This window comes from Paenibacillus sp. FSL H7-0940, from assembly GCF_037979415.1.
Lineage (GTDB): Bacteria > Bacillota > Bacilli > Paenibacillales > Paenibacillaceae > Paenibacillus > Paenibacillus amylolyticus.
The window spans coordinates 3,881,364-3,895,718 of the sequence record NZ_CP150280.1 but is presented as its reverse complement, the minus strand read 5'-3'; the positions used below and the strand labels follow the sequence as shown (position 1 = coordinate 3,895,718).

Annotated in this window: 17 protein-coding genes; 15 read left to right on the top strand and 2 right to left on the bottom strand. The window is 44.5% G+C overall.

The annotated features are described in order from the left end of the window. Positions 1–118: 118 nt before the first annotated feature. Entirely contained in the window at positions 119–1,102 is a 984-nt protein-coding gene (locus MHB71_RS17225) for a cation diffusion facilitator family transporter (RefSeq protein ID WP_076252671.1), read from the bottom strand. 291 nt (positions 1,103–1,393) lie between these two features. Here MHB71_RS17225 and MHB71_RS17220 point away from each other — a divergent pair, with 291 nt between their 5' ends. The 9 genes from MHB71_RS17220 to MHB71_RS17180 all read left to right on the top strand — a co-directional run bounded on the left by MHB71_RS17220 (position 1,394) and on the right by MHB71_RS17180 (position 8,591). Beyond that, positions 1,394–2,071 (top strand): response regulator transcription factor, encoded by a 678-nt coding sequence (locus MHB71_RS17220; RefSeq protein ID WP_282322204.1) that lies wholly within the window; start codon positions 1,394–1,396, stop codon positions 2,069–2,071. Further along, the gene (locus MHB71_RS17215; protein ID WP_340027061.1) at positions 2,068–3,444 is read left to right on the top strand and encodes a HAMP domain-containing sensor histidine kinase; all 1,377 of its coding nucleotides are present in this window, start codon (positions 2,068–2,070) and stop codon (positions 3,442–3,444) included. The genes MHB71_RS17220 and MHB71_RS17215 overlap by 4 nt, the downstream gene beginning before the upstream one ends. Before the next feature lie 67 nt (positions 3,445–3,511). Continuing rightward, positions 3,512–4,642, top strand: coding sequence for an ABC transporter permease (locus MHB71_RS17210; protein WP_340027060.1), 1,131 nt, complete (start codon positions 3,512–3,514; stop codon positions 4,640–4,642). Next, positions 4,639–5,316: an ABC transporter ATP-binding protein gene (locus MHB71_RS17205; protein ID WP_340027059.1), complete on the top strand. Its 678-nt coding sequence runs from the start codon at positions 4,639–4,641 to the stop codon at positions 5,314–5,316. Before MHB71_RS17210 ends, MHB71_RS17205 begins: the two co-directional genes overlap by 4 nt. 164 nt (positions 5,317–5,480) lie before the next feature. Continuing rightward, on the top strand, positions 5,481–6,041 hold the full coding sequence (locus MHB71_RS17200; RefSeq protein WP_340027058.1) for an NUDIX domain-containing protein: 561 nt from the start codon (positions 5,481–5,483) through the stop codon (positions 6,039–6,041). A 22-nt stretch (positions 6,042–6,063) separates the two neighbouring features. Continuing rightward, positions 6,064–6,576: a DUF4275 family protein gene (locus MHB71_RS17195; RefSeq protein WP_243391489.1), complete on the top strand. Its 513-nt coding sequence runs from the start codon at positions 6,064–6,066 to the stop codon at positions 6,574–6,576. A gap of 58 nt (positions 6,577–6,634) precedes the next feature. After that, on the top strand, positions 6,635–7,228 hold the full coding sequence (locus tag MHB71_RS17190; protein WP_340027057.1) for a DUF4304 domain-containing protein: 594 nt from the start codon (positions 6,635–6,637) through the stop codon (positions 7,226–7,228). 42 nt (positions 7,229–7,270) lie between these two features. Then, complete coding sequence (locus tag MHB71_RS17185; protein WP_340027056.1) at positions 7,271–8,278, top strand: phosphotransferase; 1,008 nt, start codon at positions 7,271–7,273, stop codon at positions 8,276–8,278. Between the two features lie 19 nt (positions 8,279–8,297). Beyond that, complete coding sequence (locus MHB71_RS17180; RefSeq protein ID WP_340027055.1) at positions 8,298–8,591, top strand: RNA polymerase alpha subunit C-terminal domain-containing protein; 294 nt, start codon at positions 8,298–8,300, stop codon at positions 8,589–8,591. Positions 8,592–8,610: 19 nt separating this feature from the next. Here MHB71_RS17180 and MHB71_RS17175 read toward each other — a convergent pair whose 3' ends face one another. Further along, entirely contained in the window at positions 8,611–9,549 is a 939-nt protein-coding gene (locus MHB71_RS17175; RefSeq protein ID WP_340027054.1) for a hypothetical protein, read from the bottom strand. Positions 9,550–9,901: 352 nt separating this feature from the next. On the opposite strand from MHB71_RS17175, the gene MHB71_RS17170 reads away from it, so the two are divergent. The 6 genes from MHB71_RS17170 to MHB71_RS17145 all read left to right on the top strand — a co-directional run bounded on the left by MHB71_RS17170 (position 9,902) and on the right by MHB71_RS17145 (position 14,291). Further along, positions 9,902–10,408, top strand: a complete 507-nt coding sequence (locus MHB71_RS17170; RefSeq protein ID WP_340027053.1) for a DUF2569 domain-containing protein — start codon at positions 9,902–9,904, stop codon at positions 10,406–10,408. 127 nt (positions 10,409–10,535) lie between these two features. Beyond that, positions 10,536–11,150, top strand: coding sequence for a histidine phosphatase family protein (locus MHB71_RS17165; protein WP_340027052.1), 615 nt, complete (start codon positions 10,536–10,538; stop codon positions 11,148–11,150). A gap of 41 nt (positions 11,151–11,191) precedes the next feature. Next, entirely contained in the window at positions 11,192–11,848 is a 657-nt protein-coding gene (locus MHB71_RS17160; RefSeq protein WP_340027051.1) for a pyridoxal 5'-phosphate synthase, read from the top strand. A gap of 81 nt (positions 11,849–11,929) precedes the next feature. Continuing rightward, positions 11,930–12,505 (top strand): GNAT family protein, encoded by a 576-nt coding sequence (locus tag MHB71_RS17155; protein ID WP_340027050.1) that lies wholly within the window; start codon positions 11,930–11,932, stop codon positions 12,503–12,505. 29 nt (positions 12,506–12,534) lie between these two features. Further along, positions 12,535–13,167, top strand: a complete 633-nt coding sequence (locus MHB71_RS17150; protein WP_340027049.1) for a hypothetical protein — start codon at positions 12,535–12,537, stop codon at positions 13,165–13,167. Between the two features lie 167 nt (positions 13,168–13,334). Next, positions 13,335–14,291: a radical SAM protein gene (locus MHB71_RS17145; RefSeq protein WP_338708126.1), complete on the top strand. Its 957-nt coding sequence runs from the start codon at positions 13,335–13,337 to the stop codon at positions 14,289–14,291. Positions 14,292–14,355 lie beyond the last annotated feature (64 nt).

Sequence of the window (14,355 nt, the reverse complement as noted above, 5' to 3'; positions counted from 1 at the left end):
AGAGGTCATTCCATTTTCTATTCATGCAAAAAATGAAATTCTCTAAACAAAAAAACAGGGCGTTCCCCTTAACGGGAATCTGCCCTGTTTTTGTTATAACTATATGTTGTTACCCATCTCAATGGTGATGATGCGCGTGGGCATCTGGTGCGTCGCCTTTGACGGTACATAGTACCGAGGTATCGTGCAGATGTTTTTCGGACTCTACTTGGAGCGTCACATGTTTGATTTCTTTATGTTCCAGCATATGCTCAATCTTCTGAACCAGGATCTCGGATGCATAAACATCCATCGTTCCATCGACTACGATATGTGCGGTCAGCGCATTCAGGTTACTGGTAATGGACCAGACATGCACATCATGAACGCCTTTGACGCCATCGACTTGTTTGATGGTCTGCACCAGTTCATTCACATCCACATTGGCTGGAGTGCCTTCCATCAAGATATGCAGGGATGATTTGGTGACATAGAACCCACTACGCAATACCAACGCCGCGACAATTACACTCGCCAGTGGATCGGCCCAACCCCAGCCAAAGAACATCATGAGCAGGGCTGCCGCAATGGCCCCAACCGATCCCAACATGTCACTGATGACATGGAGATAAGCCCCGCGCATATTCAGGTTATTCTCTGTATCGCTACCACGCATCATGATCCAGGCCACCAGAATATTGATGAGCAATCCAATGACGCTGATGATTAACATGCCTACGGTTGCGACTTCTGGCGGGTTGATAAAACGCCCAATCGCTTCGTAGAAAATGTAGAGTGCAATGGCGATTAACGTAATTCCGTTTAACGTAGCGGCCAAAATTTCAAATCTTCTGTAGCCGTAGGTTTTGCCGGTATTTACTGCTTTTTCACCAAAGGTGAACGCCAGCAAAGCGATCCCGAGCGCAATGGAATCGGACAACATATGACCTGCATCCGAGATAAGCGCGAGACTGTTAGTGATGAATCCACCAATGGCTTCAACTATCATATAGATGGTAATAATAATGAAGGAAAACAACAGGACTTTCTTGTTATTGGTGGTGTGAGCGTGATTGTGTCCATGATCGTGCCCATGGTTCTGATCGTGATGATGTCCGGACATATAAATCCTCTCCTTTGGAGCCTTGCTCCGTTATGTAATATGGTTTCTAGTGGAATATAGATGATTCTTGGCAATGTGTGATCATCTACAAATGAATATATGAGCGTTCGTTCATATGTTATGGTTTTATTATAGTTGCGCCTCATAATAGTGTCAACCAGATTCATGGAAATGTAAACATGGCCGCGGTGTTTCCGGGAATGTGTGCTGGCGAATGAGATTGCTTTTATGCTACCATCTGTGCAGGATCAAAGTGAGATGTACTGGTTACATAGAAGGGCGGACAACCATATGAAACATCTGCTGCTGGCAGACGATGATGCCAATATTCGAGCACTCCTGCGGCATGTCATGACCAAGGAAGGGTATCGGGTCCATGAAGCGCAGGATGGATTGGCAGCGGTCAAACTGATGCAAGAAACGCCGATCGATCTGGCGATCCTCGATGTGATGATGCCAGGTATGGATGGACTGGAGTTATGTGATTACATTCGGCAGCATTACGACATTCCAATTATGTTGCTGACGGCACGAGATCAGCTATCTGACAAGAGAGACGGTTATCTGAAAGGAACAGATGAATATGTGACCAAGCCATTTGAACCTGAAGAACTGGTCTATCGGGTAAAGGCGTTATTTCGTCGGTACCATCGCACATCCAGCGATATCATCCGTATGAACCGGATTGTCATTGACCGTAACAATGTTGAGGTTACTGACGGGCAATCCATTCTCTTTTTGCCGATGAAAGAATTTGAATTACTCTCACAGCTTGCCCAGTTTCCAGGGCGGTTGTTCTCGCGGGATGAGCTCATTCGGCTCGTTTGGGGAGCAGATTACGAAGGAGATGACCGTACCGTTGATGTGCACATCAAGCGGCTGCGTGATCGTTTTGCCGATTATACGGACGATTTCATCATCCAGACTGTGCGGGGCATCGGTTACAAGATGGAGGTGAAAGCACCTTGAGGACCTTGTACGTCCGGGTATTCCTCATTACAATTGCCGTGATTATGGTCAGCGGCATGCTTGGTTTTCTTTTGTCGAATATCTACTATCATGCAAAGCTCAAGGATTTTAATGATGAGAAGCTAGTGGGCATCGCGACGCAAATGAAACAGTTTGTGGAGCAGCAACCCGGCACGATGGAGCAATATTTGAACAATGCTGCCGCACTTGGGTACGAAATCTATGTGACAGATGGAAAGGAAAATGATCGATTCTACGGCCGCGAATTTCGAGAGAAAGATCTGGACAAGCAAGCTGTAGAACTGGTGCTGCGAGGTGAGGTATACCATGGTGTCGCGCAGTTTCCAAGCAAGCCGTTCATTACCGGTTTTTTCGATAATCAATTAAGTAACACCGTGGGTGTTCATCTACAGTTGGGCAATGCCAATTACGCTCTCTTTATGCGTCCGGATGTAATTCTGCAATTCGGTGAGCTGCGGATCTTTTTTGCGCTGATTGGAGCATTGACGATAGGTATTAGTATCCTGATCTTTCTGATCAGTACCCGCTATCTGGTCAATCCGATTGAACGTCTGTCCGAGGCGACCAAACGGATTGCTCAAGGAAAATATAATCTGAAATTGCCTACCGCACGGCGTGACGAGATTGGGCAATTGGCCCAGCATTTCATGACCATGAGTCGTGAATTGGAGAGGGTAGATCAGGCGCGGCAGCAGTTTGTATCGAATGTATCGCATGAGATTCAATCACCGCTGACCTCGATTCAGGGGTTTGCCCAATTGGTGGCGGATCGGGATCTGCCTGAACAGGAACGGGAGCACTATGCATCAATCATTGAGGAGGAGAGCCGTCATCTCTCTTTGCTCAGCAAACAACTGCTACTCCTGTCCTCCCTAGAACAAGGCAACGAAGATCTGAGCAAAGTAAAGTTCTCTCTGCGAGATCAATTCCGGCAAACCGTTCAGGTGCTGCAATGGCAATTGGAAGAAAAAGAACTGCTGCTTCGGATTTCGGTACCCGAATCCATCCAGCTAGTCGGTAATGAAGTGCTGCTCATGCAAGTTTGGATGAATCTACTGGGAAATGCAGTGAATCATCTTCCACAGGGAAGAAGCATTGAGATTCATGCCGAGCAGACGGATAACCAGTGTGTGATTCAGATTCGGGATACAGGAGACGGGATTGCTGCGGAGCATCTGCCTTTCCTGTTCGATCGATTCTATCGGGTGGATCGTGCGCGGGAACGTTCTTCCGGACGAACCGGGCTTGGACTTGCCATTGTGCAGAAAATTATCCGAATTCATGACGGTACAATCGAAGTTTCCAGTTCGCCTGAGGGTACGGTCTTCACCGTGACCCTTCCGCAGATGTAATCTGTTATTCATTTGCCGTTCATTTTCGCCTCCTATACTTGGGTTATCAAGAGGGAGGTCACAGAACATGTACTTGGCTATTCGGGAAATGAGGTATGCCAAAGGGCGCTATGCCTTAATTGCTACAATCATGGTGCTGGTTTCATTTCTGGTACTGTTTGTTACAGGTCTTGCACAGGGGCTGGCGTATGATAACGCAGCTTCGGTCAAAAATATGGCAGCAACCCACTTTGTGCTGGAACAGGATTCGAATCATCGGTTTACCCGGTCACAAGTGGATCAGGATCAACTTAATCAAGCTCGCTCCGTGGTAGGGGAAGAGAACGCTGAGCCACTCGGTGTGAAAATGACAACGGTCAGTCCAACGGGCGACACAAAAAAGATCGATGTCACGCTGTTCATGGTTAATCCGGAAGGTTGGCTTGCTCCAACCGTTACCGAAGGATCTCCGATTACAGATCAGACGAACGGGCAGGTTGTGGTGGACCATAAGCTATCTGAATCTGGCGTCACGATTGGTACCGTCCTGGTTGATCAAGCTTCGGGAACCGAGTGGACCGTTGGTGGATTTGTACAAAATGAATCCTTCAGTCACTCCCCAGTAGTGTTCCTGAATGAACAGGAATGGCTTACGCTTCAAGGAGGTTCAAGAACTTCGCAAGGTTCAGCAGGCACCAATGTTAATGCTCCGGTGTACAATGCTATTGCGATTAAGGATGGGGGCGATCAGGTAGACCGCCTGAGTGTTGCATTGTCTAATACGGAAATCATAACGAAGTCGGATGCCGTATCGGCCATTCCTGGATATAAGGAAGAGCAGGGATCGTTGCTCATGATGATCGCTTTTCTATATGTCATCTCGGCGTTTGTGCTTGCGGTATTCTTCTATGTCATCACGATTCAGAAAACGAGTCAGTTCGGTATATTAAAAGCCATCGGAACACGGAATGGTTATCTGGCGGGTAGTGTTTCGTTACAAGTTCTGGTCTTGTCAGTTGGTAGTCTGGTCATTAGCGTACTATTGGTTCGACTGTTCGAGTCCATCTTGCCAGCATCAATGCCATTTCAATTAAGTTTTTCCACCCTCGCACTGACCTGCGTATTATTCATACTCATGTCTGTGGCGGGTTCATTGTTCTCGGTGTGGAAGGTTACCAAAATTGATGCACTTGATGCGATTGGGAGGACTGCAGCATGAGAAATCGATTGGTATTACAGGGAATTACACAGACCTTTGAAGATGGTGGCAGTAAACGGACGATTCTGGACAAGTTGGACCTTGAGGTTGCTGAAGGGGAACTTGTCGCTGTGATGGGGCCTTCCGGCTCGGGCAAAAGTACATTCCTGTCTATTGCAGGCGCACTTCTCGAACCGACGGAAGGACAGGTTTTGCTGGACGGGGCTTCTATTTTGGGCAAAAGCAAACAAGATATATCCGATATGCGGCTTCAGCAGCTTGGTTTTATTTTTCAAAGTGCCAACCTCATTCCGTATCTGAAAGTAGAAGAACAACTCATGGTCGTTGCAAAGCTCGCCGGATCGGATAAAAACAAGGCGGAGAAACGAGTGGATGAGTTGTTGGATACGGTAGGGTTAACCCATCGGCGGAAGGCGTATGCGGAGAAGCTGTCTGGCGGGGAACGTCAGCGGGTCGCCATTGCACGGGCCTTGATGAATGATCCGGCTGTTCTGCTCGCGGATGAACCAACAGCCAGTCTGGATGCGGAACGTGGACTGGATATTGTCGGCATGATTGCACGGCTCGTGAAAGAGCAGGGCAAGAGTGCAGTGATGGTTACGCATGATGAGCGGATTTTGCCGCTCTGTAGCCGGGTTCTTTTTTTGGAAAATGGGAAACTGGTGCAGCATTAGAAGGAGAATGGTCTGAGAGTCTGGAGAGAACACTGATTCAAGGCTTAAGGGCAGAGAGCGTAAGAAGAGGGTCACGTATTCCCCGGTGGGAAGGTGGCCTTCTTTCTGTGTTTTCGACTATAATTGGAAGAATAGTGGAATTAGATAGAGAGGATCGGGTGCGGATGAGTAGCTTGAGTGCGGAACTATTTCCAGCGCTGAGTACGTCAATTCATTGGGGAATTATTGAGGCGGAGTTCAGATTGAACGACATCGTGGATGAAAAGCTGGTGAGTAATATTAGCATCATTCCGTTTGTCGGGGATCAATGTGTTGTCTTCCAACTGGATAATGGAGCCTGGGAGCTGCCTGGGGGTACGCTTGAAGCAGGTGAGCATTACATGGATGGACTGAAGCGTGAACTGATGGAGGAACTTGGGGCAGACATGCGGTCCTATCAGATCTTTGGTCAATTCTATTGCACATCCAGTGCTTTGGAACCGTATCGGCCGCATATTCCGCATCCCCATTTCGTACGAATCATCGGTTATGGAGATGTTGAACTTGTCGGTGATCCGCTGAATCCGGAGGATGGTGAGCAGGTAGTTGCAGTGGAAGTGGTAGAGATTGATGAAGCGATCCAAAGATTCCAGAAACAGAACAGACATGACATTGCGGAGATGTACAAACTGGCTTATGTACTGCGAAATGAAGCTAAACAGTCAGGCAAGGGCCAGGTATTATAATTCCAGATAACTTACGGAGGTAATGATGATTCGAGATAAAATTAACGAGCTGCTGGATGCGTTACCCGAAATGGAACTGAACCGAGCATATTGGGGGATTGAGCGTATCCATCAGGAATATATGTTCAAGAAGAAATTGCAGGATAAAGGGGTTGTCGTATCCGAACTGTATGAGGAATCCGAAGGGATTGTACAGCAATGGGACAGCGTATTTGCCCATAATATCGATGATGTGGTCAAAGAGTCTATCCATTATAGCCAGTACAAGTGGCATATGTTCAGTTATGAACAACAGAAATGTCTGACACATGATGAAGCACGAGATGCTTTCGATGCCGAGCCGAAAGATGAAGTATATGTGATGTATGAAAGTGGTGGTTGGGTGCTTTTATACGAAAACGCGAATCGGGTCATTGCAGCTGATTTTGATTCGGAGCAGGATATCTATATCTTCGACCGAGCGTTTACATGGACGTACGTGTATACGCACGAATCCATGTGTGGCCCTTATTTTTATAAAATAGAACAAGCATGATTCTGAACAAAAAAGGGTAACAACGAATTAAATAAACTTTGCCTTGGGAGTGATATCAATGCAGGAACTTTTTAAGAAGATCATCAAAACAGACGTCAAACCCGTATTTGCCAAACACGGCTATTCGAAGAAAAATCTGAATTTCTACAAAGCGGATGGAAACCTCGCATATAAGTTCAACATTCAAAGAGCAAAGTATAACACCAGTAGACAAGTCCAGTTTTATGTTAATTGTGGTGTTCATTCCACCGAACTTGCGGAGTTGCATTCCGTTGGATTGAATGGAGACATATTGGAGTTCACATCTCATTTTACCTGCCGAATCAGAGAAATAGCCCCTTCCGCTCCGGCCCACTATACCTTAACGCCTGATATCGATCCAGACGCTTTATCGAAAGAACTGGTGTCACATTTGGAAGAGGGCATTTCATTCCTACACTCGCTGACAGGGGCCAGAGATATAGTCCATTATTATATGGATAAGACAGCGCTACATTTAAGCGAAGTAACCTTCCGCTTCCTGCTAAAAGCCGGCGATACGGAAGAAGCCAAGCAATATTTACAGCAACTGCACGCCAAATACGGAGCCGAAAAGCGCTGGGCCATATTAGAAAAGAAATATGCAGCCGTTTTTGCCGAGTACGGAATGTAAGCTTTGCTCCAGACAAATAGCCAAAATGAGAGGGGATAACATATGAACGATACTCAATATAATTTAAATTTTGAGAAACTGTGTAATGAATTACAGCTTGGTGAATTGATCAGTTCGCCCAAACCGATTTCAGGTGGACTTCTTCATCGAATGTACGCCATTGAAACGACGCAAGCTAATTATGCAGTTAAGGCATTGAATCCCCAGATCATGATACGACCTGCTGCTGTGCAAAATTATATTAATTCAGAAAAAATAGCAGACGTGGCAGCTGAACATATCCATGCTCAACCTGCAAAAAGGTTAAAGGGTGCTTCTATACATAACATTGATAATCAATTCTATCTAATTTTTGATTGGATTGAGGGGCAACGTTTGGAACAAGATGAAGTTACTATCAATAACAGTTCTCTGATGGGAACGATCCTTGCAGATATCCATAAAACGGATTTTAGACAACTAGAATTGGATAGTCCACAGGCGACTAATTCTAAAAAAATAGATTGGATGTTTTATCTGAACAAAGGAAGAAATGAGAATTCGGAATGGATTAAGATTTTGGATTCCAATATGGATAAGCTGTATGAGTGGAGCATGAAAGCTAAGAATTCATCTTCAATGTTAGCATCCAATAATGTTATTAGTCACAGAGATCTGGAACCTAAGAATGTGATGTGGAGACAAGACATACCTATTATTATAGATTGGGAATCGGCAGGTTATATTAATCCGATGCATGATCTGGTAGAAACAGCTGTGTATTGGTCAGTAGATAGCGCTGGAAGTATAAACGAGGAAAAGTTCTTGGCTTTTATAAGTGGATATAAGAAGCGAGTGGGGAGTCTAACAGCCAATTGGGAAGTGGTTCTGGATATTGGTTTTGCTGGAAAGTTGGACTGGCTCGAGTATAGTCTTAAACGGTCACTGTGGATTGAATGTACGGACATAGAGGAACAGCTAGTAGGAACATCCCAAGTCATTAGGACTTTAGAGGCTTTGAAACAATACGAAAATATGATTTCAGATATAAAGAACTGGTTGAATACTTAATCCAGGAGGGGATGCCCATATGGCAAACGATAAAGGAACACTTAGGACGTGCGAACAAGGACATTTGTATTATAAAAAGAGTGATTGCCCAACCTGTCCGACGTGCGAAGCTGAACATAAACCGACAGAAGGATTTCTAGCCTTGCTGTCAGCTCCCGCCAGACGTGCCTTGGAGAATGAAGGCATTACAACACTACTGCAACTTGCGGAGTACACGGAGAAAGAAATCCTGAAGCTGCACGGAATCGGGCCATCTGCCATGCCTAAACTTCGAAATGCATTGGAAGAAGAGGGATTGTCTTTTAAGAAATAACCCTCTTCACCCCTTTCCTCTAATCCAAGACGGAAGTAATCTCCTCCATCGTTACCCGATACAACAAGTTACCTTCACTAAGTAGAAGACGATGTTGGCGAAAATCCTGCCGTGCCTGCTTGAAGAGCTGATCTTCCTCATTTAACAAATCAATCTTTTGCCCCTTGTTCAATCTACCGGGTTTCTCCATTTTTTTAAGCACAAACGACCCATGTTTACCATACCCGGCATCAAACAAGAAATGATAACCATCCGTACTGAAGCCAGAGGAACCGGAGATGTTTGGATTCATAAATGTAACTTTGGGTTCAGTGGTGCCCCCTGAGATACAACCGAGTTCAAAATCGGTATAGAAGTAGAACCAGACCTGCTTCTCAGTCACCACATTGAGTGCGTAACAATCCGCAATATCAGCTTCACGATTTTCATACAGTTTATTGCCATGTTCATCCCAGGCCAGCAGACCGCTTGATCCAATTGGCTCGCTCCATCCGTAGTTACCAAAAACCCCTTCATCAAAGTAACTGGTCCAGATCGTTCCCTTCTCTGTGACCTGTACACTTTGGATACCGTCTCCCAACAGAAACTCGCGGATCGTATTTCCGTCTAAATCACACACTTTGGCGTTCAGATCAAACTGTTCATTTCCGTAATTCGCACACCGTGCTCCGACGAGCAGCAGATGATCATGCAATGGTTGTACGTAATGATAATTGAACGTCTGTCCCCAGATGACAACTTCCTCGATAGTTTGATCTGTCACAATAAGCACTTTGTACGTATAGCTTTGATTCAATTTACTTTGGACGAACATACCTCGTTCTCTTTCGGGGATCTGATTCATCAAAAGCACATAAACAAGGCCATCCCCGCCCCACTGGGTGGAAACGATATCGAAGCCCTCGACATAGTTTGAAATGTCGGCAAAAGGCAAAAGTTTTACTTTGGGATTGGTCATATCCATATCCTCCTTTGTAGTCAAATGCAGAGTCACCATCTGCATCTGTATAAGAGGATTATGACGTACGTGTACTTTACTGAACATGGCGGAAGTATAGCGAAGGTCTTTCTTTGGCTTTTACAGTGGATGAGTATGATGTTTGGTAACCTGTGCCTTGACACTCGTAGTACAATAAGGAAGTTGTGTAAAATTCTATATAATAGGAGGGCGGAGAGATTGCTATAAGGAGAGTGTGAAAATACATACAACGCACGTGAATGAAGGGGTAAGAATCACCCGTAGATTCAATTTACAATTACGAGGAAGACTCATCTCAGAAAAACAAAACTAGTTAAGGAAGTGTTAAGAGGTGGAACCACATATTATAGAGCAAAAAACAGACTACCGTCCACTAGGCGTATCGGGCTTAGGTGGTTGGCTGATTCTCGTCCAGATTGGATTATTTCTTACGTTGATTTTCCTGGCGCTCCAATTGGTTATGTATTGTTTGCCCATGCTTACAACAGAGACTTGGGAGTTGCTAACTTCGAAGCAATCTGAATATTATCACCCGCTATGGGGACCGGTCGTTATTTTTGAAACGGTATATAACGCACTGTTTTTAGTGTTTAGCATATATACTATCATTGCTTTGTATAGTAGAAAATCGATCTTTCCTCGTCTTATGATCATATTTTATAGTGTCAGTCTAGCCGTTAGTATCATTGATTATCTATTGTTGCTTCAGATTCCGATGGCGAGAGAACTTGAGGATGGAAACTCGTTAAGAGATATTGGCAAGTCGGTACTTACTTGTGCCATCTGGATTCCTTACTTTATCAAATCCGAGCGAGTTCATAACACATTTGTAAGATAAATGGTAAGCAGGAAATACCTGATCTTGGATAGAAGCTATCTGAGATCGGGTTTATTGTATATATGCCGGGCTAGTCATACAGTGTAAGATATAGTGTTCATTATAGAAGTGAAAAGGAGGAGAGATCTTGAAAATTTATCTGGTAAGGCATGGGATGGATGAGGAAGGGTATCGAGGCGGATGGAGTGATCGTGGACTTACGGAACAGGGAATCAATCAATCCAGGAAACTGGGAGAGCATTTGCATCATCATGCTGAGGAGTACAACATACATACGATTATTAGCAGTGATCTTCCTCGTGCAGTGCAGACTACACGGGAAATTGAGAAGAAATTAAACATGCAGGCTAGCTTAATGAAAGATTGGCGTGAGATGAATAACGGAGATTTGGCAGGCATGCTCCATAAGGATGCTGAAGAACATTACCCAGGAGTTTATTACAACACCCTTGAAATGGATTCACCTTTTCCGAGAGGAGAAAGTCCAAGGGATTTTTATAACCGGATAAGCATATCTTTCGAGAATCTTCTTAGAGATATAGAGGAACAAACAGTCAAGTCCAATGTTCTATTAATTACTCACGGCGGAGTGATTAACATCCTGTATTACCTGCTTGAGAAGAGGGAGTGGAGTAATAAGTCCAGCTTTTATCCCATGGACAACACCAGTGTACATACCGTTGAAAAGGGAAGGCATGGTTGGAAACTTAGCAGCGCAAATGTGTTAAGTCATCTACATTAGTTGTTTTCATGATAGATTAAAGAGAAGATGGAGGCGATGACATGAACGATCAACCCATTAAACTGCTACAACATTTGAAGTCTTTATCTGGACCATTTCCAACGTGGGATATGGGGCAGTTGCCGGAGCGGCCGGGGAAGTTATTTTTGGAGTGGTTGAGATTGGCGGTTGAGAACGAAGTGAAGGAACCTCATGCTATGATAATCTCCACCGTGGATCAAGATGGTTATCCTGATGCGAGAGTATTGATTTTGAAAAACGTAATTGATGAAACGTTCTATTTTGCCTCCAGTTCGGAGAGTCGAAAAGGGCAGCAGTTGAAGGAGAATCCTCATGTCGCTCTGACATTCTACTGGCCTTCACTTGGAAGACAGATTCGGATAAGGGGAATTGCCGAGGATCGGGGATATGAAGCGGGCGCTGATGATTTCCGCAAACGTTCAGCTGGAGCAAGAGCAGTTGCTATGACAGGGCATCAGAGTGAGGTTTTGGATAGCGAGGAAGTGCTGGATAGTTCCATTGAAGCTCAGAAGGAAAAGATAAGACGTGACCCCAGTGTTGTTACACCTCATTGGCGTTTATATGCCGTGAATGCACAAGAGGTGGAGTTTTGGCAGGGAGATTCGGAGCGCAAGCATGTACGAGTCCGATATGTGATGCAAGATGGGCAGTGGAAGACACTCAGATTATGGCCTTAATTTTACAACAGATGAGGTAGGCAACACGGACCGATCTGCTGTGTGTTTCTTTTTCCTAACAATCTGAGGGAGGATAAATCTATGAAAAGAATTGAAAGTTTCTTCGAACCATTTCCGGTGTTGGAAACCGAACGGACGTTACTCCGACCTCTTACCTCTGATGATCTGGAGGATATGTACAGTTACTGCGTTGTACCTGCTGTATCGGAGTTCACCACCTGGGACGCGCATCAGAGCAAAGAAGACACCAAAGCTTTTTTAGATTTTGTCATGAGTCGCTATGAGACGGATCTAATAGGCCCATGGGGGATTGAAGATAAACACACCAAGAGGCTGATCGGAAGTTGTAACTATCTAGGGTGTGATAGCGATAACAGGAGAGTTGAGCTGGGATATGTGTTATCTGATCAATTTTGGAATCAAGGCTACATGACCGAGGTAGCGAAACGAATTATCCAATTTGGATTTGACGAAGTGGGGCTTGAGCGAATCCAGGCCAGATGTTTGGTGAAAAACACAGGTTCCGCTAAGGTCATGGAGAAGGCAGGCATGCAATTCGAAGGTGTGCTGAGGAAGTACATGAGGGTGAAAAATGAGCTTCAGGATCTGAAGATGTATGCTATCGTAAAAGAAGACTTCTATACTCGTGTTAAATAAAGAACGTATTTTTGAAAGGGCGATCGAGGTTGAACAAAGGAATTCTGTATCTTATGTTATTCATGACTTTTTTAAGTAGCTCAGAAGTGACATACAATCGTAATGCCGTTTCAAAAGAACCTCCTGCATCTCATGTAACAAAGATATTTACTGAGGATGAATTCCAATTTCAGATTAAATCCAAAGATATTACGATTAAATTAGGAAGTACTCGTGAAGAGGTTGAGCAGCAACTTGGACTCCACGTGGATTATTACTACTACACGAATGTCTATCAGTACAAAGATATGAGAATTCATTACAAAGATGGAATTGTGGATGGCATTATGATTGATGGCCCGGCAAAGTTCAAAACGTACAAAACGCCAAGCGGGATAGGTTATGGAAGTACAGTTCAGGAGGTCTTCCAAAAATATGGCAAAAAAGCTTTTATAGATACTAAAACAGGAAAAGTAAAAAGTATTACATATGTCATGGAGGAAAATAAACAAGGTAATTACCATGTCATACCGTCCTTTGATCATGCAATATTGGAAGGAGGATTTGAGAACATGAAAGGGTTGTCCATGAATTTTGATCAAAAGGGTCGTGTGTCATTCATTATGTTGGCGAGCCATGAGTTTGCCTATAATCCTGAGATCAACAAGGATGACATACAATAGAGGATTATGGGATTACCTTACATCACTCCCGATCGTTGGGGAAATAGATTTATGTTGTTTTTAACAACCAACGTACATAATGTCATATCTTGAACCAGGTGCCTTCCGCTATAATCTTCAAGTTATTAAAACATGGATTGAATGAAGGAACCAGGAGGTACAACGAATTGACGACCAAAAACAAATATAAATCACTCGAACTGGAAACCCCCGGCGTGTATGAGCTGGAAGGGCTTGAAGTGGGAGTGACATCGAACTGCAATTATAAATGCGACTATTGCTGCGCCTACAATCGGGATGATGGAGCGTGTATCAATAGTCAGGAAGTCATCCGTATTATTAGTGAGCTTCCTCGTCTCAAGAGAGTGCGATTGTCAGGGGGAGAAGTTACTCTGAAATATCAGGATTGCCTGGAGATTGTGACGTACTGTGCGGCACATGGCATCGATACACAATTGAACAGTAATGCCAGTCTGCTGACTGAAGAACGAATCATCGCGTTGCGTGATGCAGGCTTGTCCAACATTCATATCTCGTTCAATTATACGGATGCGGAGTCTTATGCTGCGTACTACCGCGTGCATCCTCGCATGTATGAGAGACTGGAGCAGAATATCCGTTTGTGTACAGAAGTCGGTCTGGAGACGGTATTGGAAACGTTACTGTTTAAAGGCAATCAAGCGAACATGCAGGCCATTAGCGATAAGGTGTATGATCTGGGTGTGCGCATCCATGAGATCCAGAACAGCATTAAGATGCCGAATACCGACTGGACCCAGATTGTATCCAAAGAGTCCCTTGTTCGATCTGTTACGGAGCTGATAGAACATAAGAAGCCAGATACAACGCTCTATTTCACCTGTATGGATCGGTTCGCTGAACAGTTGAATTTGCGTGAACAACCGGGTGTGTATTTCTCTAATTGTGTGGATGGCACGAAACAGCTGCACTTGCACGGCAACGGGGATATTCTCATCTGTGAGTTATGCCACCCTGTCGTGATTGGCAACATCTATACTGGAACGTCTTTGAAGGATATTTATGCCCAACAGCCACCGGCGTTAACGGAATTTTTGGAAAAGCGGCCTTGTCCCGCGTACGATGCTCTTTTTGCAGACGCATAACAGGAAGACCTGATGAAGATATGTGATATGAATGTTGAACGAAATATGTACACGATAACAGTGA

Bases quoted from the DNA above. Each gene is read 5' to 3' on its own strand.
- MHB71_RS17155 (WP_340027050.1), top strand. From the start codon at position 11,930: ATGAAAAGAATTGAAAGTTTCTTCGAACCATTTCCGGTGTTGGAAACC.
- MHB71_RS17190 (WP_340027057.1), top strand. From the start codon at position 6,635: ATGCAGGAACTTTTTAAGAAGATCATCAAAACAGACGTCAAACCCGTA.
- MHB71_RS17220 (WP_282322204.1), top strand. From the start codon at position 1,394: ATGAAACATCTGCTGCTGGCAGACGATGATGCCAATATTCGAGCACTC.
- MHB71_RS17210 (WP_340027060.1), top strand. From the start codon at position 3,512: ATGTACTTGGCTATTCGGGAAATGAGGTATGCCAAAGGGCGCTATGCC.
- MHB71_RS17205 (WP_340027059.1), top strand. From the start codon at position 4,639: ATGAGAAATCGATTGGTATTACAGGGAATTACACAGACCTTTGAAGAT.
- MHB71_RS17160 (WP_340027051.1), top strand. From the start codon at position 11,192: ATGAACGATCAACCCATTAAACTGCTACAACATTTGAAGTCTTTATCT.
- MHB71_RS17195 (WP_243391489.1), top strand. From the start codon at position 6,064: ATGATGATTCGAGATAAAATTAACGAGCTGCTGGATGCGTTACCCGAA.
- MHB71_RS17200 (WP_340027058.1), top strand. From the start codon at position 5,481: ATGAGTAGCTTGAGTGCGGAACTATTTCCAGCGCTGAGTACGTCAATT.
- MHB71_RS17185 (WP_340027056.1), top strand. From the start codon at position 7,271: ATGAACGATACTCAATATAATTTAAATTTTGAGAAACTGTGTAATGAA.
- MHB71_RS17175 (WP_340027054.1), bottom strand. From the start codon at position 9,549: ATGACCAATCCCAAAGTAAAACTTTTGCCTTTTGCCGACATTTCAAAC.
- MHB71_RS17180 (WP_340027055.1), top strand. From the start codon at position 8,298: ATGGCAAACGATAAAGGAACACTTAGGACGTGCGAACAAGGACATTTG.
- MHB71_RS17225 (WP_076252671.1), bottom strand. From the start codon at position 1,102: ATGTCCGGACATCATCACGATCAGAACCATGGGCACGATCATGGACAC.